This is a genomic window from Nocardia sp. CNS-044, from assembly GCF_059570515.1.
The window spans coordinates 1,086,167-1,111,894 of sequence record NZ_JCANSX010000006.1 but is presented as its reverse complement, the minus strand read 5'-3'; the positions used below and the strand labels follow the sequence as shown (position 1 = coordinate 1,111,894).

Sequence of the window (25,728 nt, the reverse complement as noted above, 5' to 3'; positions counted from 1 at the left end):
TGATGTCTCACGCAGAATCGGTCGCATCCAGCGGGCTCGGCAACCGCAACCACCCCCGACATGCCATGCTGCGCCGGGCCTACGGCGTCGAAGACCTACCCGGCCTAATCGAGACCGTGGCCGACCTGGCGCCCGACCGGATCGCGCTACGGCACGGGGCTACCGAGATCGGCTACGCGGCGCTGGCCTCCGAGATCGCGGCGCTCGGCGCGGCCATGGGCGGCGGCCTGAGCCCGGATGTCCTTGTCTCCGTGGTCATCTCCGGACAGCTGCCCGAACTGCTCGAGTCCGGCGACGGCGCGCTCGGCGCGGTGCTCGACCAGCTGCTCGACGACGCGCTGCTGATCGCCGCCGACGTGCTGCCGACCGCCTTCACTCCCGTGGAGACGCTGGTCAGCGAATTCGAGGAGCAGGTGCGGCGCACGCCGGACGCCGTCGCGCTGCAATGCGGCGACGCCACCCTCACCTACGCCGAGTTCGACGCGCGCGCCACCGCGCTGGCACGGCGGCTGCTCGAGCTGGGTGTCGGGCCGGACGCGCTGGTCGGGCTGGCCGTGCGGCGCTCGTTCGAACTGCTCGTCGGCATGTACGCGATCCTGAAGGCGGGCGGCGCGTACGTGCCGATCGACCCCGAGCATCCGGCCGAGCGCATCGCCTACGTGCTCCAAACCGCGGCGCCGACGCTCGTGCTCACCACGACCGCCGACCAGCCGGACTCGCTGGCCGACAGCCGGGTGTTGCGCATCGACGAATTCGAGGCCGCCCTCCGCGCAGCGGGTCTACAGTCCGGCCAGCGACCCGACGGCGAGCTCCTGCCGCTGCCCGCTGCGGACAACACCGCCTACGTCATCTTCACCTCCGGCTCGACCGGCCGCCCGAAAGGCGTCGCGGTCTCGCACCGTTCGATCCTGGCGAATCTGCGGTGGCGCCAGCGCTTGTACCGGTTGTCCGAGGACGATGTGGTGTTGCAGAAGACGCCGTTCACCTTCGACGTGTCGGTGTGGGAGTTCTTCTGGCCCTTGCAGATCGGGGCGCGCCTGGTGATCGCCGAGCCGGACGGCCACCGCGACCCGGCCTATCTGGCCCGCGCCATCGCCGAATACGGCGTCACCGTCGCGCATTTCGTGCCGTCGATGCTCGCGGTGTTCGTCGCCGAACCCGAGATCGAGACCGCTGTCGATACTCTGCGTCTGGTGTTCGCCTCCGGCGAGGCGCTGCCCGCGGCCACCGCGGCCGCGTTCCGCGACGTCAGCGGCGCGACCCTGCACAACCTGTACGGGCCGACCGAGGCCGCGGTGGACGTGACCGCCCACGAGGTGACCGCCGCCGACACCACGAGCGTGCCGATCGGTGTCCCCGCCGACGACACCGAACTGCTGGTCCTCGACGACAACCTGCGTCCGGTCCCCACGGGCGTGGTCGGCGAGCTGTACCTCTCCGGTGTCCAGCTGGCCCGCGGCTACGTGGCCCGCCCCGGCCTCACCGCGGACCGGTTCGTGGCGAATCCCGAGGGCGCGCCGGGTGAACGGATGTACCGGACCGGCGATCTGGTCCGCTGGACGTCGGGGGTGGACGGCGGCCCGTCCGAGCTGGAATACCTGGGGCGCACCGACTTCCAGGTCAAGCTGCGCGGGCTGCGTATCGAACTCGGCGAGGTGGAGGCGGGCCTGCTGCGCGATGAGCAGGTGGCCCAGGCCGCGGTGCTGCTGCACCGGCACGCGGGCGGCGATCACCTGGTCGGCTACGTGGTGGCGGCGGGCGGCGTCATCGACACCGCGGCCGTGCTGGACACCGCGCGTGCGCACCTGCCGGAGTACATGGTGCCCACGCTGGTGCAGGTGCTCGACGAGATGCCGGTCAACGCGAACGGCAAGCTGGATCGGCGAGCGCTGCCCGAACCCGACTTCGGCGTCGCCGCCGTCGAATACCGCGAACCCGCCACCGAGGCCGAGCGCCTGGTCGCGGAGATCTTCGCCGACCTGGCCGCCGCGCCGCGGGTCGGCGCGGACGACGACTTCTTCGCACTGGGCGGCAACTCACTGCTCGCGACGCGGGCGATCGCCAGGGTCTCGGCCGCGCTCGGCGTCGCGATCGACGTCAGAGACTTCTTCGATCGCCCGACGGTGGCGGCGGTGGCCGCGCTGTCGGGCTCGGCGACGCCGCGTCCGCAGCTGGCGGCGGGCCCGCGTCCGGCGCACGTCCCGCTCTCGCCCGCGCAGCGCCGCATGTGGTTCCTCAACCAGCTCGGCGCGGATTCGAACTCGGACCGGACCGCGCACAACGCCGCGGTGGACAACATTCCGGTCGCGCTGCGCATGCGCGGTGCGCTGGACGTCTCCGCGCTCTCGACCGCGATCACCGATCTCGTCGCGCGCCACGAGATCCTGCGCACCGTCTACCCGCAGACCGAGGCTGGCCCGGCGCAGGTGGTGCGGCCGGTGCACGCCGTCTTCGACCTGACGCCCTCGGAGATTCCCGCGGAGCGGCTCGCCGAGGCGGTGCGCGCTGTGGCCAGCCAGGGCTTCGACGTCGCCGAGGAGATCCCGGTGCGGGTGCGCCTGCTGCGCAGCGGCCCGCGCGACCACACCCTGGTGCTGGTGGTGCACCACATCGCCGCCGACGGCGTCTCGCTGGGCCCGCTGATGCGCGACCTGGTCACCGCCTACACCGCGCGCCGGGAGAGTACGGCCCCCGGTTGGTCGCCGCTCGCGGTGCAGTACGCGGACTACGCGCTGTGGCAGCGCGCGGTGCTCGGCGCCGAGGACGACCCGGACTCGGCGGCCGCGCGTCAGTTGAGTTTCTGGCGGTCCGAATTGGCGGAACTGCCAGCACAATTGGACCTTCCGTTGGACCGCCCGCGCCCCGCCGTCGCGTCTTACCGCGGCGCCACCCACGAATTCGCCCTCGACGCCGACCTACGCGTCGCCGTGGAACGGCTCGCCGCGCGCCGCGGAGCTACCCCGTTCATGGTGCTGCACGCCGCGCTGGCCGCGCTGCTCGCCCGGCTCTCCGGCACCTCCGACATCGCCATCGGCACCCCTGTCGCGGGCCGTGGCGAGCCCGCGCTGGACGACCTGGTCGGCATGTTCGTCAACACCCTCGTGCTGCGCACCGAGGTGTCCGCCGCCGCGAGTTTCACCGAGTTGGTCGGGCACGCGCGCGCACGTGATCTGCGCGCCTTCGCCCACCGCGACATTCCGTTCGAGCAGTTGGTCGAGGCGGTGAACCCGGTGCGCTCGCGGGGCAGGCACCCGCTGTTCCAGGTCGCGCTGTTCATGCAGAACATGGCGCCGGTCGCGCTGACCATGCCCGAACTCGACACGGAGCTGGTCGATTTCGAATCCGGCTTCGCCAAGTTCGATCTCCAGCTGACGCTGTCCGACACCGCCGACGGCTACCGTGCCGAATTCACCTACGCCACCGACCTGTTCGACGCCGCGACGGTCCGGGAGTTCGCCGCGAAGTTCGTTCGCCTGCTGCGCGCTGCGGTCACCGCGCCGGACGTCCCGGTCGGCGATATCGAACTGCTCGACGCGGGCGAGTTCGACTACGTGACCGCGAGCTGGAACGCCAGCGGCCACCGGGTCGCCGACCGCTTCCTGCACGAGGGCTTCGACAACCAGGTCCGCCGCACCCCGGGCGCGGTCGCCCTCGTCGCGGACGGCGCCGAGCTCACCTACACCGAACTCTCCGACCGCGCCAACCGGTTGGCGCGCTTGCTGATCGCCACCGGCGTCGGGCCGGAAACGCTTGTGGTGCTGGCGATGCCGCGCTCGATCGACCTCGTGGTCGCGATGTACGCGGTGCTGCGCGCGGGCGGCGCGTACGTGCCGGTGGACCCTTCGCAACCTGCCGAACGCATCGGACACATCATCGACACGGCCGCGCCGCACACCATCCTGACCACCCGCGCCGCCGGTTTCACACCGCCCGACACTGTGCCGCCGACCGTCCTCGTGCACCATCTCGACGAACTCGACCTCGACGAACACCTCGCCGCCAAGATCGCCGACGGACACCGGACGTCGCCATTGCACCCCGAGCACCCGGCCTACGTCATCTTCACCTCGGGCTCCACCGGGCGGCCCAAAGGCGTGGCGATCAGCCACCGCGCCATCGCCAACCAGCTGGCCTGGATGCACGACGAATACCGTCTCCGCACGGGCGATGTGTACTTGCAGAAGACCGCGACCACCTTCGACGTCTCGCTGTGGGGCTACTTCCTGCCGTTGCGCGCGGGCGCGACCCTGGTGCTCGCCGCCCCGGACGGCCACCGCGACCCGCGCTACATCGCGGAAACCATTGCCGGATACGGTGTCACGCTCACCGACTTCGTACCGTCGATGCTCGCGGTGTTCGCCGCGCACGCCGAGGCCGACGAATTGCGTTCGCTGCGCGACGTCTTCGTCATCGGCGAGGCGTTGCCGCCCGAGACCGTCGCGGCCTTCCACGCGGTGTGCGACGGCGGGCTGCACAACCTGTACGGCCCCACCGAGGCGGCCGTGTCCATCACCTACCGTGAGGTCACCGCCGACGACGCGCCGCTGGTGCCGATCGGTGAGCCCGAGTGGAATTCCCAGGTCTACGTGCTGGATTCGCGGCTGCGCCCGGCGCCGATCGGGGTGCCCGGCGAGCTGTACCTGGCGGGCGAGCAGCTGGCCCGCGGCTATCACGGCCGGGCCGACCTGACCGCGGACCGCTTCGTGGCCAACCCTTTCGGCGGCAACGGCGAACGCATGTACCGCACCGGCGATCTGGTGCGGTGGAGCCAGGACGGCGAACTCGTCTACCTCGGCCGCGTCGATTTCCAGGTGAAGTTCCGCGGCCAGCGCATCGAGCTCGCCGAGATCGAGACCGCGCTGCTCGCCGCGCCCGAGGTCGGTCAGGCCGCCGTGCGGCTGATCTCCACCGAGACCGGTGAATACCTGGCCGGGTATGTCGTCGCGGCACCCGGCGCGGAACTGGACCCGGACGCGCTGAAGTCCGGTCTCGGTCGGGTACTTCCCGGGTACATGGTGCCGACCGCGCTGGTCGAGCTGCCCGAATTCCCGCTGAACACCAGCGGCAAGCTCGATCGTGCCGCACTGCCGCTTCCGGTATTGCAGGCCAGACGTTTTCGCGCGCCCGTCGACGCGGCGCAGCGCCTTGTCGCGTCCGTGTTCGCCGAAGTGCTGCGAGTGGAGCAAGCCGGACTGGACGACGACTTCTTCGCCCTCGGCGGCAGCTCGCTGGACGCCACGCAGGTCACCGCGCGCACCGGCGCCGCGATCGGCGCGCGTGTCCCGGTGCGCACCCTGTTCGAGGCCTCGACGGTCGAGGGCTTCGCCGCGGCCGTTGCCGAGCTGGCCGAGGCGGGCGTGACCCGGCCGCCCCTGGCGCGGCGCGAGCGGCCGGACCGCATTCCGCTGTCACCCGCCCAGCGGCGGCTGTGGTTCCTCAACCGTCTGGAGAGCCAGGACGGATCGCCGGGCGTCTACAACCTGCCCGTAGTGCTGCGGCTGACCGGCAGGCTCGACGTACGCGCGCTGGAGCGCGCCGTGCTGGACGTCCTTGCCAGGCACGAATCGCTGCGGACCAGCTATCCCGAGAGCGAGGACGGCCCCTACCAGTCGATCCTCGACGCGGACGACATCGGCCTGAGTCTGAATCCGGCGCCGGTCGAACGCGCCGAACTCGCCGACACCATCGCGGCCATCGCGGGCGGCGGCTTCGACGTCACCACCGAGCTGCCCGCGCGAGTCGCGCTGCTGACCCTCGACCGGATCGACGACGCGCACGGCGTACCCGGCGACGAATACGCGCTGGTGTTCGTCGTGCACCACATCGCCGCCGACGCCCTCTCGATGACGCCGCTCGTCGCCGATCTGATCCGCGCCTACCGCGCCCGGCTGATCGGCCAGCGACCCGACTGGGCCGAATTGCCCGTCCAATACGCCGATTACAGCCTGTGGCAGCGCGAGCTGCTCGGCTCGCCGGAACGGCCCGGCGATCTGGCGCACCGGCAGCTGCGCTTCTGGCGCGACACCCTCGACGGCCTGCCCGCCGAACTGCCGCTGCTCACCGACCGTCCGCGCCCGGCACGGCCGAGCATGCGCGGCGCGGCCGTCGATTTCGCGATCGATCCCGAGGTGGCCGACGAGCTGCGCGCGCTGGCCGCCCGGTCGGGCGCGACGCTGTTCATGGTGCTGCACGCCGCCTTCGCGGCCACGCTGGCGCGTTCGAGCGGCGCCGACGACATCGTGGTCGGCTCGCCCATCGGCGGGCGCGGTGAACGCGAACTCGATGACATGATCGGCATGTTCGTCAACACCCTCGCGCTGCGCACCAGGGTCGCCTGGGACACCGCGTTCGAGGATTTCCTCGCCGAGGTGCGCGACGCGGATCTCGCCGCGTTCGCCAACGCCGAGCTGCCGTTCGAGCAGCTGGTCGACGCGATGGATGTCGACCGAAGCACCGGCGCGCATCCGCTGTTCCAGGTGCTGCTCAGCTTCGGCGCGGCCCCGCGGGCGCTGTCGGCCGTCGAGGTCCCGTGGCTGACCGTGGAGCCGATCGACATCCCGGACTACGGCGCGAAATTCGACCTGCACTTGGTGCTCGTCGAACGCGCCGACGGACTGAGCGGCAGCCTGCGCTACGCCACGGATCTGTTCGACGCCGCGACGGTCGCGGCGTTCGTCGCCAGACTGCGCCGGATGCTCGTCGCGGTGGCCGCCGATTCCACGGCGCGCGTCGGCGAGATCGAGCTGCTCGATGCCGACGAGCGCGCACTCGTGCTCGACCGGTTCAACGACACCGAACATTCCGTCGACGAAACGGCGACGCTCGCCTCGCTGTTCGCCGCACAGGCCGCGCGCACCCCGGATCGCCCCGCCCTCACCTTCGAGGGCGAAACCAGCGCCCACCCGTCGCCCGGCCACCGCCCCTCATCGAGTCGCTCCGCGACGCTAACTTATGGCGAGCTTTCCGCGCGGGTCAACCGGTTGGCGCGCTGGCTGATCGCGCAGGGCGTCGGCCCGGATTCGCTGGTGGCACTCGGCATGCGGCGCTCCATCGACCTGGTGGTCGGCATGTACGCGATCACGGCCGCGGGCGGTGGCTACGTGCCGCTCGACCCGGACCACCCGGCCGAGCGCACGGAACACATTCTCGCCACGGCGATTCCGGTCGCGGTGCTGACCTCCGGCGCGGATCTGGATCTCGCCGCGGCGCAGGTCCGCATCGACCGGCTCGACCTGTCCGGCTACTCCGACGCCCCGATCACCGACGCCGAACGCCGCGCCACGCTGCGCGCCGACAACACCGCGTATGTCATCTTCACCTCCGGTTCGACGGGCACACCGAAGGGCGTCGCGGTGAGTCACGGCGCGATCGTGAACCGGTTGCGCTGGATGCAGTCGGCGTATGTCGCGCTGGACGGCGACGATGTGCTGTTGCAGAAGACGCCGGTCGCCTTCGACGTGTCCGTGCCGGAGTTCTTCTGGCCCTTGCAGGTCGGCGCGCGGCTGGTGCTTGCCCGCCCGGACGGTCACCGCGACCCGGCCTACCTGGCCGAGCTGATCCGGCGCGAGGGCGTCACCGCGGCGCATTTCGTGCCGTCCATGCTCGCCGCGTTCGTCGCCGAGGAACCCGAGACGCCCAGCCTGCGGCACGTCTTCTGCTCGGGTGAGGCGCTGCCCGCCGCCACCGCGCAGCGGATGCGCGCGCTCACCTCGGCGCGGGTGCACAACATGTACGGGCCCACCGAGACGGCGGTCGAGGTGTCGGCGCACGAGGTGACCGACGCGGACACCGGCGCGCCGCCGATGGGTGGGCCGGTGTGGAACACCCGGATGTACGTCCTCGACGCGCGCCTGCGACCGGTCCCGGTCGGCGTGCCCGGCGAGCTGTATCTGGCCGGTGCGCAGCTGGCCCGTGGTTATCTCGGCCGTGCCGATCTGACCGGTGATCGCTTCGTGGCCAACCCCTTCGGTGAGCCGGGCGCACGGATGTATCGCACCGGTGACCTGGTGCGCTGGACGGCGGCGGGGGAGGTGCGGTTCCTCGGCCGCACCGATTTCCAGGTGAAGGTGCGCGGCCTGCGCATCGAACTCGGCGAGATCGAGACGGCGCTGCTCGCGGCTCCCGGGGTGGCTCAGGCCGCGGTGCTGGTGCGCGACGACCACGGCACCGGCGATCAGCTGGTGGCGTACCTGGTGCCGGAGACCGTGCTCGATCTCGACCTGGTTCGCGCGGAGATCGCCCGTCGGCTACCCGCCTACATGGCGCCCACGGAGTTCGTCGTGCTGGACGCCTTCCCGGTGAACGCCTCCGGCAAGCTGGATCGCCGGGCGCTGCCCGCGCCCGCGCCGCGGACAGTCGAGTTCCGCGCGGTCAGCGGCACGGCGGAAACCATTGTCGCCGAGACGTTTCGCGCGCTACTCGGCGCCGAGCGGATCGGTGCGGACGACGACTTCTTCGCACTCGGCGGCAACTCGCTCATCGCGACCCAGCTCGCCGCACGGCTGTCCAAGGCGACCGGAACGCAGGTGCCCGTGCGCGCCGTGTTCGACGCGCCCACCGTGCGTGAGCTGGCGCCGTACCTGAGGTTCGACGGCCCCGCAGCTCCGGTGACGCTGCCGCCGCTGCTCGCGCGGGAGCGCGGCGAGTCCGTCCCGCTCTCGATCGCCCAGCAGCGCATGTGGTTCCTCAACCGATTCGACAGCGCCGGAAGCGGTTACAACATCCCGTTCGCGCTGCGGCTGACCGGCGCGCTGAACGTGGACGCGCTGGGCGCGGCCGTCGCCGACGTGATCGGCAGGCACGAGACGCTGCGCACCCTCTACCCCGAACACGACGGCGCGGCCACCCAGCTGGTCTTGCCCGCGGGCACCCGGCTGGTCGACCTGGCGCCGCAGCCGGTGCGCGCGGCCGAACTGCCCGCGCTGATCGCCGCCGCGGCCGACGCCGGGTTCGACGTGACTTCCGAAGTACCGCTGCGGGTTCGGCTGCTGCGAGTCGAGGACGGCGGTGTTCCGCAGGAGCACGTGCTGCTGTTCGTCGTGCATCACATCGCGGCCGACGGCTGGTCCTTCGCACCGCTGACCCGCGATCTGGCCGCCGCCTACGTCGCGCGCTGCGCGGGGTCCGCGCCCGCCTGGCGTCCGCTGCCCGTCCAGTACGCCGATTTCGCGCTCTGGCAGCGGGACGCGCTCGGCGACGCACAGGACCCGACCTCGGTGCTGGCCGGGCAGCTGCGCTACTGGACGCACCGTCTCGCGGGTCTGCCCGAGGTGCTCGCGCTGCCTGCGGACCACCCGCGCCCGGCGGTGGCCTCGAACCGCGGCGGCGCTGTCATCGGACGGCTCGACGCGGCGCTGCACCGCGACATCCAGGAACTCGCCGCCGAGCACCGCGTCACCCCGTTCATGGTGCTACACGCCGCGCTGGCCGTATTGCTGAGCAGGCTGGCCGCCACCGGCGACGTCGTCGTCGGCGTGCCGGTGGCCGGGCGCGGTGACGAGGCGCTGGACGAGCTCGTCGGGATGTTCGTCAACACCCTCGTGCTGCGCACCGAGGTGCGCGCCGAGGCCACCCTCGCCGAGCTGCTCGCCGAGGTACGGTCCGCCGACCTGGCCGCCTTCGAGCACGCGGCGGTGCCGTTCGAGCAACTCGTCGACACGCTGAATCCCGTTCGTTCACAGGCGCATTCGCCGCTCTATCAGGTGGCGCTGACGCTACAGAACCAGACCGCGCCCGACTTCCGTTTGCAGCGCCTCGCCATCGGCGCGCTCGACATCGGCCCGGCTCCTATCCAGCTGGACCTGGACTGGACCCTGACCGACCGCTACGACGCGGACGGCGAGCCCGAGGGCATCGACGTGCACCTGCACTACGCGCTCGACCTGTTCGACGAGCACACGGTCACCGATCTCCTCGCCGCGTTCGAGCGGGTGCTGCGCGCGATGGCGCGCGACACCAGGACCGCGGTCGGCGATGTCGAGCTGATGTCGGTCGCCGAGCGCGGGATGCTGCTCTCCGACCGCAACGCGACTGCGCGCGCACTGCCCGCCGAGACCCTCGACGACCTGCTCACGGTGCGCGCCGCCGCGGACCCGGTCGGTCGCGCGGTGACCTTCGAGAACGAGTCGCTCGCCCACCCGTCACCCGGCCACCACCCCTCATCGAGTCGCTACGCGACGCTCACCTATGGCGAGCTGGCCGCGCGGGTGAACCGGCTGGCTCGGCGCCTGATCGCCGAGGGCGTCGGCCCGGAGACCATCGTCGGACTGGCCGCCCTGCGGTCGCTGGACATGCTCGTGGCGATGTTCGCGATCGTGCGCGCGGGCGGCGCGTACCTGCCGCTCGACCCGGCTCATCCGGCCGACCGGCTGGCGCAGGTGATCGAAAGTGCCGATCCCGCATTGATAGTGATCGTCGGCGGAGCGGAACTGCCGCCGCTGAACGCGCGCCTGCTTCGCCCCGCCGAGCTGGACCTGTCCGGCTACTCGGCCGAGCCGGTGACCGACGCCGAGCGCCGCGCAACGCTGCGCCAGGACAACACCGCGTACGTGCTGTTCACCTCGGGCTCCACCGGACGGCCCAAGGGCGTCGCGGTCACCCACCGCGCCATCATGAACCAGCTGCGCTGGCTCGAGCATCGCTACGAGGTGACCGCGGCCGACCGCATCCTGCAGCGCGCGCCGCTGACCTTCGACGTCTCGGTGTGGGAGTGCTTCCTGCCCGTCGCGGTCGGCGCGCCGCTGGTGATCGCCAGACCCGGCGGGCACCTGGACCTCGCCTACTTCGCCGGACTGCTGCGCGAGCACGGCATCACCATCGCCGAATACGTGCCGTCGGTGCTCGCCGCGCTCATCGGCGAGGGCATGGGCGACGCGCTGCGCTCGTTCCGGCACCTGCACTGCGGCGGCGAGGCGCTGACACCCGATCTGCTCGCCGCGATCCGCGGCAGTTTCGACGGCGCGGTGCACAACGCCTATGGTCCGACCGAGGCGGCCATTTCGGCGGTCTACCACGAGTTCACCGATGCCGACGTGGCTTCCGGTCGCGAGGTGGCGATCGGGCGTCCGTGCTGGAACACCCGCGTCTACGTGCTCGACGCGCGACTGCGGCCGGTGCCGGTCGGCGTGCCGGGCGAGCTGTACCTGGCGGGCGACCAGCTGGCGCGCGGCTATCACGGCCGTTCCGGGCTGACCGCCGAGCGGTTCGTGGCCGACCCGTTCGGCGTGCCCGGCGCGGTGATGTACCGCACCGGTGATCTGGTGCGCTGGAACCGCTCGGGTGATCTGATCTATCTGGGCCGCAACGATTTCCAGATCAAGCTGCGCGGTCAGCGGATCGAGCTCGGCGAGATCGAATCGGCGCTGGCCGGTGTGCCCGGCGTGCGCAACGCGGCCGTGCTTGTCGCGAAGGACAGCTCCGGCTACGAATGTCTGGTCGGCTATGTCAGCGGAGAGGTCGCGGCCGACGCCGTTCTGGACGCGGTGCGCGAGCGGCTGCCCGGCTACATGGTGCCCGCGCACTTGGTCGTGCTGGACGAGATGCCGCTCACCACGGTCGGGAAGCTGGATCGCGCGGCGCTGCCGACGGTCGAGGTCAGCGGCGGCGCGGTGGCCTACCGCGCGCCACGGGAGGGCGCGGAATCGGTGCTCGCGGCCCTGGTCGCCGATCTGCTCGGCGGGTCGGCGCGCATCGGTGCGGACGACGACTTCTTCGCGCGCGGCGGGAATTCGCTGCTCGCCATGCGGCTGGTCGCCCGCGCCAACGCGGCGCTGGGCTGCGCGCTCACGGTGCGCGAGGTGTTCGAGGCGCCGACGGTGGCCGAACTCGCGGTGCGCGTGCGCCATTCGGCCGACGACCCGCGTCCCGCCCTGGTGGCAGTCCCGCGACCGGAGCGGATTCCCCTGTCGCTGGCGCAGACTCGGATGTGGCTGCTGAACCGCCTCGATCCGGAGTCGGCGGTCTACAACATCCCGATCACCATCCGGCTGACCGGCGCGCTGGACACCGCGGCGCTGGCCGCCGCGCTCGGCGACGTGATCGCGCGGCACGAGTCGCTGCGTACGGTCTTCCCGTCCGACGGCGACGGCCCGTTCCAGTCGGTGCGGGCGGAAGTGCCCGCCCTGGAATTGGACCCGGTGGCGGTCTCCGAGGCGGAACTGCCCGAGTCCGTCGCGGTGTTCGCGGCGTTGCCCTTCGACCTGCGCGGCCAGATTCCAGTGCGCGCCTGTCTTTTCCGTGCCGCGGCGGATGACCATGTGCTGGTGGTCGTTGTGCACCACATCGCTGCCGACGGTGTGTCCTCCGCGCCACTGGCCCGTGATCTCATGGTGGCCTACACGGCGCGCAGTGCTGGCGCCGCGCCGCAGTGGCGACCGCTCCCGGTGCAGTACGCCGACTTCACGCTGTGGCAGCACGAGGTGCTCGGCGCGGCCTCCGACCCGGAATCGGTGTTGGCCGAGCAGATCGCGCACTGGCGCGCCGAGCTGGCCGACCTGGCGCCGGTGCTGGAACTGCCCACCGACCGCCCGCGCCCGCTGGTCGCCACCGGGCAGGGCGCCGCGGTGGAATTCGCGGTCACCGCCGAACTGACCTCGGCGATCGCCGAACTCGCGCGGCGACAGGGTGTTTCCTCGTTCATGGTGGTGCACGCCGCCTTCGCCGCCCTGCTCGCCAGGCTGGCCAGGACCGAGGACGTCGCGATCGGCACCCCGGTCGCGGGACGTGCCGAACAGGCGCTGGACGAGCTCGTCGGCATGTTCGTCAACACCCTCGTGCTGCGCACCGGGGTGCGCGCCGACACGTCCTTCGCCGACCTGCTGCGGCAGGTCCGCGAGGTGGACGTGCGCGCCTTCGCCCACGCCGACCTGCCGTTCGAGCGTCTCGTCGAAGAGCTCAATCCGGTTCGCTCGCAATCGAATTCGCCGATCGTGCAGACACTGCTGACCTTCGAGCATCGCGACGACACGGTTTTGGAGCTGCCGGGGCTCGAGGTGTTGGCCTACCCGCTCGACAATCGCGTCGCGCAGTTCGACCTGGCGCTGGAGCTGGTCGAGCATCAGCAGGGCGCGGGCACGGCGCTGCGCGCGCAGCTGCGCTACGCGACCGATCTGTTCGACCGCGCCACGGTCCAGTCCTTCGCGGCGCGATTCATCAGGATCCTGGAGACCGTGGTGGCCGACCCGGCTCTCCGAGTGGGCGACATCGAACTGCTGGACCCGGCCGAGCGTTCGCTCGTGCTCGAGCGGTGGAACGACACCGCGCACCCGGTCGCGGCCCGCCCGCACACGCTGGCGTCGCTGTTCGAGGAGCAGGTCGCGCGCACGCCCGAGGCGGTGGCGCTGACCTTCGAGGGAACCAGCCTGGCGTATGGCGAGTTCGCCGCTCGGGTGCACCGACTGGCCCGCTGGTTGGTCACCCAGGGCGTCGGCCCGGATTCCTTTGTGGCACTCGGCATGCGGCGCTCGCTCGACCTGATCGTCGGAATGTACGCGGTCACGGCGGCGGGCGGCGCGTATGTGCCGATCGATCCCGATCACCCGGCCGACCGCATCGACTACGTGCTGGCCACCGCGCGTCCGGTGTGCGTCCTGACTTCCGGGATGGATCTGGAAGTCGCCGCGGCACGGCAGGTTCGGATCGATCGCTTGGATCTGTCCGCCTTCGCCGAATCTCCGCTGACCGACGCCGACCGGATCGGCGCGCTCACGCCGGGCCACTCCGCGTACGTCATCTTCACCTCCGGCTCCACCGGTCGCCCCAAGGGCGTCGCGGTCTCGCATGCCGCCATCGTCAACCGGCTGGTCTGGATGCAGGATCGCTACGGGTTGCGTCCCGACGACGCGGTGTTGCAGAAGACGCCCGCCACCTTCGACGTGTCGGTGTGGGAGTTTCTCTGGCCCTTGCAGGTCGGCGCGCGCTTGGTCGTCGCGCGCCATGACGGTCACCGCGATCCCGCGTACCTGGCCCGGCTCATCGCGGCCGAACGCGTCACCACGGCGCATTTCGTGCCCTCGATGCTCGCGGTGTACCTCAACGAGCCATTGGCGCGCGAGCGCACCGCGCTGCGCCGGGTCTTCGCGTCCGGCGAGGCGCTGCCCGCCGCCGTCGCACAGCGCACGCGGCGCGTGCTCGGGGTCAGAGTGCACAACCTCTACGGCCCGACCGAGGCCGCCGTGGACGTGACCTATCACGAGGTCACCGACGCGGACACGGACTCGGTGCCGATCGGCAGGCCGGTGTTCAACACCCGGCTGCTCGTGCTCGACGACCGGCTGCGGCCGGTGCCAGTCGGCGTGCCTGGCGAGCTGTATCTGGCGGGCGGACAGCTGGCCATCGGTTATGTGGCGCGACCCGAGCTGACCTCGGATCGCTTCGTGGCCAATCCTTTCGGCGCCGCGGGCGAACGCATGTATCGCACCGGCGATCTGGTCAGATGGCTGCCTGCATCGCGAAGCGATTCGATGGGGGGCGGTGGCCGGGCGACGGGTGGGCCAGCCGGCGGCGAGCTGGAGTACCTGGGCCGCACCGACTTCCAGGTGAAGCTGCGCGGTCTGCGCATCGAGCTCGGCGAGATCGAAGCCGCTCTCACCGCGGTGGCCGCGGTCGACCAGGCGGTGGTGGTCGTTCGCGGCGGGCAGGTGTCCGGCGGTGATCAGCTGGTGGCGTACCTGACCGGCGCGTCGATCGACATCGATGCCGTGCGCGCGCGGCTGGCCGCCGAACTGCCCGGCTACATGGTGCCCTCGGCCTTCGTGGTGCTGGACGAGTTCCCGCTCAACTCCTCCGGAAAGCTGGACCGCAAGGCACTGCCCGCGCCCGTCGTGGCGGCGGCGGTCTTCCGCGCACCGGAGACCGACGCCGAGCGGACCGTCGCGGCGCTGTTCGGTGAGCTGCTCGGCGTCGAACGGGTCGGGGCGGGCGACGATTTCTTCGCGCTCGGCGGCAACTCGCTGATCGCCACCCAGCTGGCCGCGCGGCTCGGCGCCGAGCTGAGCACCGACGTCCCGGTGCGGACGCTGTTCGACGCGCCGACCGTCGCGGCACTCGCCGAGCGGGCTGTCGAGGGCACGGGAGCGGCCCGCCGCCCCGCTCTCACCGTGGGACCGCGCCCGGAAACGATCCCGCTCTCGCCCGCTCAGCAACGCATGTGGTTCCTGAACCGCTTCGATCCCGCGGAGACCGTCAACAACATCCCGGTCGCCATTCGCTTCGTCGGCGAGCTGGACACGGCGGCGCTGGCCGCCGCGATCGCCGACGTGATCGCCAGGCACGAGACGCTGCGCACCGTCTACCCGGACCGCGACGGCGTCGGCCACCAGCGGATCCTCGACGCCGCCGTCCCGTCGATCACCGAGCTGGACGCCGCCGACCCGGAAGCGGCCCTCGTCGGCTTCGTCGCCACGCCGTTCGACGTGACGGCCGAGGTGCCGCTGCGGATCGGGCTGGCGAAGCTGTCGGAGCACGAACACCTGCTCGCCCTCGTCGTGCACCACATCGCCGCCGACGGCTTCTCGATGGGACCGCTGGCCCGCGATCTCGCCACCGCCTACGCCGCGCGCGTCACCGGCGGGGAACCGGACTGGGCGCCGCTGCCCGCGCAGTACGCCGACTACGCGCTCTGGCAACGCGAACTGCTCGGCGCCGAGGACGATCCGGAGTCGATCGCCGCCCGTCAGCTGAAGTATTGGCGGCGTGCGCTGCGCGGTCTGCCCGCCCAGCTGGACCTGCCCGCCGACCGCCCGCGCCCGGCCGTCGCCTCGCACGCCGCCGCGAGCGCCACCCTGCTCCTGGACCCGGCGGTGAACTCCGGCATCACCGCGCTGGCCGCGCGGCACGACGCGACGCCGTTCATGGTGGTGCACGCCGCGCTCGCGGTGCTGCTCGCACGGCTGTCCGGCACGGCCGACATCGCCATCGGCGCGCCGATCGCCGGTCGCGGCGAACGTCGGCTGGACGAGCTGGTGGGCATGTTCGTCAACACGCTCGTGCTGCGCACCGAGGTGCCCGGCGCGGACTCCTTCGCCACCGTGCTGCGGCGGGTGCGCGAGGACGACCTGGACGCGTTCGCCAACGCCGAGGTGCCGTTCGAACGGCTGGTGGAGGTGCTCGACCCGCCGCGCTCCCAGGCGCGGCACCCGCTGTTCCAGGTCGCGCTGTTCTTCCAGAACCTTTCGCCGATCGGGGTCCGGCTCCCGGGCCTGAGCGTGGCGGAGTACGAGTTCGACTACGAGACAACGCGTTTCGACCTGCAACTCACCGTCTCCGACGACGCGGTGCGTTTCACCTACGCCACCGACCTCTTCGACGCCGCGACCATCCACACCATGGGCGAGCGATTCCTGCGGCTGCTGACCGCGGTGATCGCGGATCCGGAGCTGCCGGTCGGCGACATCGACCTGTTCGGCGCGGGCGAGCTGCACAGGGTGGTCACCGAATGGAACGACTCCGCGCACACCGCGTTCGTGGCGGAGATGCTGCTCGACGAGTTCGAGGCGCAGGCCGCGGCCACGCCCAACGATCCCGCGCTGGTCTACGTCCCGGACGGCGGTCCCGCCACGGTGCTCACCTACGGCGAACTCGATCAGCGCGCCAACCAGCTGGCCCGCCATCTCGTCGAGGCGGGTATCGGGCCGGAATCCCTGGTGGCCTTGGCCATTCGACGGTCCACCGACCTGGTGCTCGCCATGTACGCGGTGCTGAAGGCGGGCGGCGCGTACGTGCCGATCGATCCCGATCACCCCGCCCAGCGCATCGCCCACATCCTCGACACCGCGCGGCCCGCCGCGCTGCTCACCACCGAACGCGACCGTGCCGAACTCGGCTACACCGGGCGCACGGTGTGCGTGGACAGCGTCGCGCTGGACGGCTACGCCGACGATCCGATCGCGACCGAGGAGCGCGGCGTGCCGATCCACCCCGGGAACCCCGCGTACGTGATCTTCACGTCCGGGTCGACCGGAAAACCCAAGGGCGTCAGTGTTTCGCACGCGGCGATCGTCAACCAGATGACCTGGATGCAGTCGGAATACCGGCTGCGCGCCGACGACGTGTACCTGCAGAAGACCGCGACCACCTTCGATGTCTCGCTGTGGGGGTACTTCCTGCCGCTGCGCGTCGGCGCGACCGTGGTCCTCGCGACCCACGACGGGCACCGCGATCCCGGCTACCTCGTGGAGGTGATGGGTCGTTACGGCGTCACCGTCACCGATTTCGTGCCGTCCATGCTCAGCGTCTTCGCCGGACATGTGCACGGCACCGGGCAGCGCCTGGCCGCGCTGCGCACCGTCTTCGTGATCGGCGAGGCGCTGCCCGCCGAGACCGTCCGCGCGTTCGGTGCGGTGAGCGAGGCGCGGCTGCACAACCTGTACGGACCCACCGAGGCCGCGGTGAGTATCACCTACCGGGACGTGACGGGCGAGACCGAGCGCACCGTGATGCCGATCGGCAACCCCGAGTGGAACAGCCGTGTCTACGTGCTGGATTCGCGCCTGCGGCCGACGCTGCCGGGTGTCGCAGGCGAGCTGTACCTGGCGGGGACCCAACTCGCCCGGGGCTACCACGGGCGACCCGACCTGACCGCGGATCGGTTCGTGGCCAACCCCTTCGGCGCTCCCGGCGAACGCATGTACCGCACCGGCGACCTCGTGCGCTGGGACACCGGCGGCGACTCCGCCGAGCTGGTGTACCTGGGACGCACCGACTTCCAGGTGAAGTTCCGCGGCCAGCGCATCGAGCTCGGGGAGATCGAGGCGGTGTTGGCCGGGGTGACAGGCGTGTCCCAAGCGGCGGCGCTGGTGGTCGGCGATCACCTGGTCGGCTACGTCGTGCCGACACCGGAGCGAACTGCGGATCTCCAAGACGCGCTGCGCGCCGCGGCGCGGGCGGCGCTGCCGTCCTACATGCTGCCGTCGGCCTTCGTGGTGCTGGACGCCTTCCCGCTCAACGCCTCCGGCAAGCTGGATCGAAAAGCGTTGCCGGAGCCGGTATTCGATCGCCGCGCCTACACGGCTCCGGTAACTCCGGCCGAGCGTCTGGTGGCCGCCGCCTTCGAGGACGTGCTCGGTTGCGGGCCGGTCGGCGTCGAGGACAGCTTCTTCGATCTGGGTGGGAACTCGCTCAGCGCGACCAGGGTGCTGGCCAGGCTCGGCGAAAGGCTGGGCAGGCGAGTGCCCGTGCGGCTGCTGTTCGAGGCGCCGACGGTCGGCGCGCTGGCGGCGAGAATCGCCGCGGAGGCAACCGATTCGGTCGTTCCGCTGATCGCGGGTCCGCGTCCTGGCCCGGTGCCGTTGGCGCCCGTGCAGCGCGGCATGTGGTTCCTCAACCGGCTCGATCCGTCGTCGGCCGCGCACAATATCCCGGTCGCGATGCGGATTCGCGGCGAACTGGACGAGGTGGCGCTCGGCGCGGCGTTCGCCGACGTGGTGGCGCGGCACGAGGTGCTGCGCACGATCTACCCCGTCGCGGCCGACGGCACGGCGCACCAAGTGATCCTGCCGGTGGCGTCCGCGCCCGTGCGGCTGGCCGTCGAATCGATCGGCGCGGGCAGTGTCGAGGATCGAATCGCCGAATTCCTCGCCGCCGGTTTCGATGTCACGAGCGAGGTTCCGGTGCGCGCGGTGTTGCTGCGCGAGAGTCCGACCAGCCGGGTGCTCGTCGCGGTGCTGCACCACATCACCGCCGACGGGTACTCGATGCGGCCGCTGCTGCGAGATCTGCTCGCCGCCTACCTGTCCCGCGTGCTGGGAGCCGCACCGGTGTGGCCCGAGCTGGCCGCGCAGTACGCGGACTACGCGGTCTGGCAGACAGTGTCGGTCGAAAACGCGGCGGCGGAGGAACTGTCGTTCTGGCGCGAGGCGTTGCGCGAACTGCCCGAGGATCTGGCCCTGCCCACCGACCGCCCCCGCCCGCCCGTCGCGAGCAAGCGCGGCGGGAACGCGCGGGCCCGGATCGGCGGCGAGGTCGGCGCACGGGTGCGCGAACTCGCCCTCACCTACCGTGCGACTCCCTTCATGGTTGTGCACGCCGCGCTGTCGGTGCTGCTGGCCAGGCTCTCCGGTTCCGACGACATCGCGATCGGCACCCCCGTCGCGGGTCGCGGCGCGGCGGCGCTCGACGACCTGGTCGGCATGTTCGTGAACACGCTGGTGCTGCGCACCCGGCCTCGTCCCGACCAGTCTTTCACCGAATTGCTCGCTGAGACGCGAGCCGCCGACCTGGCGGCGTTCGCGCACGCCACCGTGCCGTTCGAGCGGGTGGTCGACGAGCTCGGCGTGACCACGACGCAGGCGCGGCATCCGCTGTTCACGGTCGCCCTGAGCTACCTGAACACCGGGGACGACACCTTCGCCGTGCCGGGTCTCGAACTCTCGACGGTCGAATTCGACGAGCCGGTGGCGCGTTTCGACCTCCAGTTCACCGTGTCCGCGGATATGGACGCCGACGGACACTTCGCTGTCGAGCTGAATTACGCGACCGACCTGTTCGACGCGGACACCGCCGAAGGGCTGCTGCGCCGGTTCGGTCGGGTCCTCGGCGCGCTGACCGCCGAACCGGAACGTTCGATCGGCGCGGTCGAGCTGCTCGCGCCCGCCGAGCGTGCCGAACTCCTCGCCAGGCGCGGCGCCGAGGCGGTGCCGCAGCGGACCCTCGCCGAGATGATGGCGGCGGCCGTCGCCATGAACCCGGACGGTGTCGCTGTGGTCTGCGGTGACCGCGAGCTGACCTACCGCGAGTTGGACGAGCAGTCCGCGCGCCTGGCCAGGATGCTCGCCGGGCAGGGCATCGGCGCGGAGAACGTCGTCGCGATCGCCATCCCGCGGTCGGCCGAGGCGCTGCTCGCGGTGTGGTCGGTAGCCAAGACCGGCGCGGCGTTCGTCCCGGTCGATCCGACCTATCCGGCCGACCGGATCGCGCACATGCTCACCGATTCCGGCGCGGCCTTCGGCCTCACGATCGACGCTGTCCGCGCCGCGCTGCCCGGCGCCGTCGAATGGCTCGCGCTGGACGCGCCCGCCACCGTGGCGCGGATTCGGCGCACCAGTGGGACGCCGCTCGGCGCGGACGAGCTGGTGCGTCCGGTGCGGGTAGATCACGCGGCGTGGATCATCTACACCTCCGGCTCGACAGGTGTGCCGAAGGGTGTCGTGGCGACGCACGCGGGGATCGCGGGAGTCGCTCGCGCGCAACGGGATCGGTACTCGGTGACCGCCGACGCGCGAGTGCTCACGGTGTCCTCGCCCAGCTTCGACGCCTCGATGCTGGAACTGCTGATGGCGCTTCCGGCGGGCGCGACCATGGTCGTCGCTCCGGCGAGCGTCTACGGCGGGGCCGAGCTGACCGCGCTCATCCGCGATCAGCGGGTGACCCACGCGTTCATCACCCCTGCGGTCCTGCAAACTCTCGATCCGGCGCAACTGCCGGAGCTGCGGCAGTTGACCGTCGGCGGCGAATCCTACGGGCCGGATGTGGTGCGGCGCTGGGGCGTCGGACGCGCGATGTACAACACCTACGGCCCGACCGAGACCACGGTCATCGCCACGATCAGCGCGCGGATGCGGCCGGGCGATCCGCTCGACATGGGCGCGCCGATCCCCGGCATGTCCGCGCTCGTGCTCGACGACCGGCTGCGGCCGGTGCCCGTGGGCGTCGCGGGTGAGCTGTACCTGCGCGGTCCCGGCTTGGCGCGCGGATACCATGCGCGGCCAGGACTTTCGGCGGACCGGTTCGTCGCGGACCCCTATGGCCCCGAAGGCGGGCGGATCTACCGCACCGGCGATCTGGTCAGATGGGTGCCCGCATCGCGAAGCGATTCGATGAGGGGCGGTGGCCGGGCGACGGGTGGGCCCAGGTCCGGCGCCCTCCAGCACCTCGGCCGCACCGACCATCAGGTGAAGGTGCGCGGTTTGCGCATCGAGCTCGGTGAGATCGACGCGGTGCTCGCCGCGCACGAATCCGTCGAATACGCGGTGACCGTCGGACACACCGATGCCGATGGTGTCGTCGCGCTGGTTTCGTACGTGGTCGCCGCGCCGGGGCACAGCGTCGACACGACGGCGCTGACCGCCTTCGCGGGTCGTTCGCTGGCCGCCTACATGGTGCCCGCTGCCATCATGGTCCTCGACCAGCTGCCGCTGACGCCGGTCGGGAAGCTGGACCGGAAGGCGCTGCCGGAACCGGAATTCCGAACTGCCACGTACCGCGCGCCGGTCACGGTGGCGCAACAGACGGTCGCCGCGACCGTCGCCGCCGTACTGGGAGTCGAGGACGTCGGCCTGGACGACGACTTCTTCGCACTCGGCGGAAACTCCCTCACCGCGACGCAACTCGCCGCGCGGCTGGGTGCGGCGCTCGGCGTCACGGTCGGCGTGCGCACCGTGTTCGAGCACTCGACCGTCGCGGCCATGGCCGCCGAACTGGATGGCGCGGACACCTCGCCCGCCCGCCCCGCGCTGGTCGCGCGCCGGGGCGACGAGCCGGTTCCGCTATCGCTCGCACAGCAGCGAATGTGGTTCCTCAACCGGCTGGACCGCCAGTCCACCGCCTACAACATCCCGCTCGCGGTGCGGCTCAGCGGCGAACTCGACATCGCCGCCCTGAATGCCGCCATCGCCGACGTAGTCGCCAGGCACGAGGTGCTGCGCACGGTCTACCCGCAGCGCACGGCCGGACCGGTGCAGGTGGTGCTGCCGGTCGCGGCGGCGGGCACACCCGTGCTCGCACCGATCGCGGTGCCGATCGATGATCTGCCCGTCGCGGTCGCGGATTTCGTCGGCGCGGGATTCGACGTGACCGACGCGGTGCCGTTGCGCGCCAGGCTCTTCCGTCCGGAGGCCGAGAACGACTCGGCGGCAACGGAGCACGTGCTGGTCGTGGTGATGCACCACATCGCGGCGGACGGCTCCTCGCTCGCTCCGCTGGCCAGGGACATGATGCTGGCCTACACGGCGCGCAAGCAGCGTCGCGCGCCGGGCTGGGCGCCGCTGCCGGTGCAGTACGCCGACTACAGCCTGTGGCAGCGCGAACTGCTCGGCTCGGAGGACGATCCGGAATCGCTGGTGGCGCGTCAACTCCGGTTCTGGACCGAGGCGCTCGACGAGCTGCCCGCGCAGCTGCCGCTGCCGACGGACCGGCCGCGGCCCGCGGTCGTGTCAACTCGGGGTAAGCACGTCGATTTCGCCGTCGATGCCGAAACGCACTCGGCACTGGTCGAATTGGGCCGCGCGTCGAGCGCCACGCTGTTCATGGTGGTGCACGCCGCCTTCGCCGCGTTGCTCGCGCGGCTGTCCGGCACCGGCGACATCGCCGTCGGGACACCCGTGGCCGGTCGCGGTGCGGCCGAACTGGACGACGTGGTCGGCATGTTCGTCAACACGCTCGTACTACGCACCCGGGTGGACGCGGGCGACGGATTCAGCGCGCTGCTCGAACGGGTGCGCGCCGCCGACCTGGCTGCATTCGCGCACGCCGACGTCCCGTTCGAGCGGCTGGTCGAGGTGCTCAACCCCGAGCGCTCCACCGCGCGGCACCCGCTGTTCCAGGTCGGCTTCTCGTTCCACAACCAGGCCGAGGCCGATTTCACCCTGGATGGGCTGACCGCGACCGCGGTCGACTTCGACTCCGAGGTCTCCCAGTTCGACCTGCACCTGGTGGTCACCGATCGCTACGACGCGCAGGGCGTGCCCGCCGGACTCGCCGCGACGATCACCTACGCCACGGCGCTGTTCGACGAGGCGACCGTCGCGGGCTTCGCGAGCCGGTTGCAGCGGCTGCTGAAAGCCGTGTGCGCCGCGCCGCGGGTGCCGGTCGGCGACCTGCCGTTGCTGGACGACGCCGAGACCGAACGCATTCTCGTCGCGTGGAACGCCCCTGACCGTGAGTTCGCACCGGACACGCTGGTCACCGCTTTCGAGTCGCAGGTGGCGCGCACGCCCGACGCGATCGCCGTCGTGGACGACGCGCACACCCTGACCTACGCCGAGTTCGCCGCGCGGGTGAACCGGCTGGCCCGGGTGCTGATCGGCCGCGGCGTCAGCCCGGAATCGTCGGTGGCGCTGGCCATTCCGCGCAGCGTCGACCTGCTCGTAGCGATGTACGCGGTGGTGACGGCGGGCGGCGCCTACGTGCCGCTCGACCCGGCGCATCCACTCGATCGGACTACCGGCGTACTGGCCGCGGCGAATCCGGAGCTGGTGCTCACCTCCGCGCGCAGGCCGATGCTGCCCGCCGAGGTGTCCGACCACGAGGTGCTGCTCGACATCACGACGGTCCCCGAGGGCGGCGACGCCACACCGATCCGCGACACCGAACGGGTGCGGGCGTTGTCGCCGTGGCACACCGCGTACGTCATCTTCACGTCCGGCTCGACCGGCGTTCCGAAGGGCGTCGCGGTCCCGCACCGCGCCGTCGCGCACCAACTGGACTGGATGCAGTCGGAGTACGGCCTCGGCGCCGACGACGCCACGCTGCTGATGACCTCGGCCGCGTTCGACCTCTCGGTGTGGGAATTCTGGTGGGCGCTGCGCACCGGTGCGCGCGTGGTCCTCGCGCCGACCGGCGCGCAGCGTGACCCGGAGGGGGTGCTCGACCTGGTCCGTCGAGCCTCGGTCACCACGGTGACGCTCGTGCCGTCGCTACTCGCCATGCTGACCGAGGTGTCCGGCGGGCGCAGACTGCCCCGCTCGCTGCGCAGGCTGTTGGTGATCGGCGAGGCGTTGCCCGCCGCGACCCTGGCGAGGGTCGGAGCGCTTACTGATGCTCGGGTCGACAACTTGTACGGGCCGACGGAAGCGGCGGTTTCGGTGACTCGATACCGGACGGCCGTCGGCTCCGCGGCGTCAGCGCTGACCGGCACCGTGCCGATCGGTACGCCCGAGGCGGGCAATCAGGTGTACGTCCTCGACGACCGGCTGCATCCGGTCCCCGCGGGCGTCACCGGCGAGCTGTACCTGGGCGGCGCGCAGCTGGCCCGCGGGTATCACGGCAGGCCGGACCTGAGCGCGGAACGCTTCGTGGCCAACCCCTTCGGCGCGCCGGGCAGCAGGCTGTACCGCACCGGCGACATGGTGCGCTGGGGCTCCGACGGCAACCTCGGCTACGTCGAACGGCGCGACTTCCAGGTCAAGGTGCGCGGGTACCGCATCGAGCTGGCCGAGATCGAGCACGCGCTGCGCGCCAGGCCGGAGATCGCGGAGGCCGTCGTGGTCGCGTACCGGGCGGATGGTGAAAATGCCATGCTGGTCGGCTATTTCACGTCGGTAGCGCCGGTCGACACCAAGCGGCCGCACACCGCGTTGGGCACGGATGCACCACGCGCTGGGGTGCACGCCGAACAGCTGAGCGCTGGGTTGGACGCCGACGGGCCGCACGTCGGGGCGGAAGCCGAGGGTGCGCGGGCCGGGTTGGTGGCCGATGGACAACGTGCCGGGTTGGGCGCCACGGCGCCACACGCTGGGGTGCACGCCGAACAGCGGGGCGCTGGGTTGCGCGCCGACGAGCCGCACGCCGGATCGGGCGACGGGCAGCACGCCGCGTCGGACATCGGCGCACTACGTGCCGCCCTGGCAGAGGCGCTGCCGAGCTACATGGTGCCCGCCGCGCTCGTTCGACTGGACGCGCTGCCGCTCAACGCCAACGGCAAGGTGGACCGCGCCGCACTGCCCCGGCCCGAACCAACCGCACGCGAGTTCCGTGCTCCGGCAACGGACCTGGAACACGCTGTGTGCGCCGTCTTTACCGAGGTACTGGAGGCGGAGCGAATCGGCATGGACGACAACTTCTTCGAGCGCGGCGGCAACTCACTGCTCGCCACGCGCCTGGCCACCCGGCTCAGCGCGGAACTCGGCGAACCGGTCCCCGTTGTCTGGTTGTTCTCCGCGCCGACGCCCGCCGGGCTCGTCACACAGCTCGAGCTGACCAGGTCCGGCCGGGGCAGGGTGGACGCGGCGGCGGCCTTCGACGTGCTGCTGCCGCTGCGGCCGGGCGGCGGCAAGGCGCCGCTGTTCTGCCTGCACCCGGTCGGCGGTGTGGCCTGGTCGTTCGCCGGTTTGGCCGCGCACATCGACCCGCAACGGCCCATCTACGGCCTGCAATCCCCGGCGCTGAATTCGGCGGAACCACTGCCGGATTCGATCGAGGACTGGGCCCGGCGCTACGTCGCGGAGATCCGCGCCGTGCAACCGGAAGGGCCGTACCACCTGCTCGGCTGGTCGCTCGGCGGCGTTCTCGCGCACGCCGTCGCGATCCAGTTGCAGGACGAGGGGCAGCACGTCGCGACGCTGGCCATGATGGACAGCCCGCGCACCGAATCGGTGGCCGAGACCACCGTGCCGCTCGCCGACCTGCTCGGCGGACTCCTCGGCGAACAAGCCGCCGAGGCGGACACCGAACTCGGCCTCGCCGAACTCGCCGAGCGCATCGCCGACCTGCCGGAACCGTTCGCCTCCTTCGGCGCCGAACGGCTCGGCCGCGTACTGGACGCGGGAACCCGCTCCCTCGAACTACTCACCCGCTACCGGCCTCGCCGCTACAAGGGCAACCTGGTGTATTTCACCGCCGCACTGGACGATCCGACCGGCGCGACCGGAGCCGCCAGCTGGTCCGATGCCGTGGACGGCACCGTGCACAACCACGCCGTCACCGCCACCCACTGGCGAATGACCACCGAATCCGCGCTCGCCCGCATCGGCCACGTGCTGACCGCGGCCTGGGCCGACACCGACCGCGCATGAACCT

General features: G+C 71.5%; 1 protein-coding gene. It reads left to right on the top strand.

Features of this window, described 5'->3' with window-relative positions:
* Positions 1–2 precede the first annotated feature (2 nt).
* Positions 3–25,724: a non-ribosomal peptide synthase/polyketide synthase gene (locus T333_RS13615; RefSeq protein ID WP_496424633.1), complete on the top strand. Its 25,722-nt coding sequence runs from the start codon at positions 3–5 to the stop codon at positions 25,722–25,724.
* The last annotated feature ends 4 nt before the right edge of the window (positions 25,725–25,728 follow it).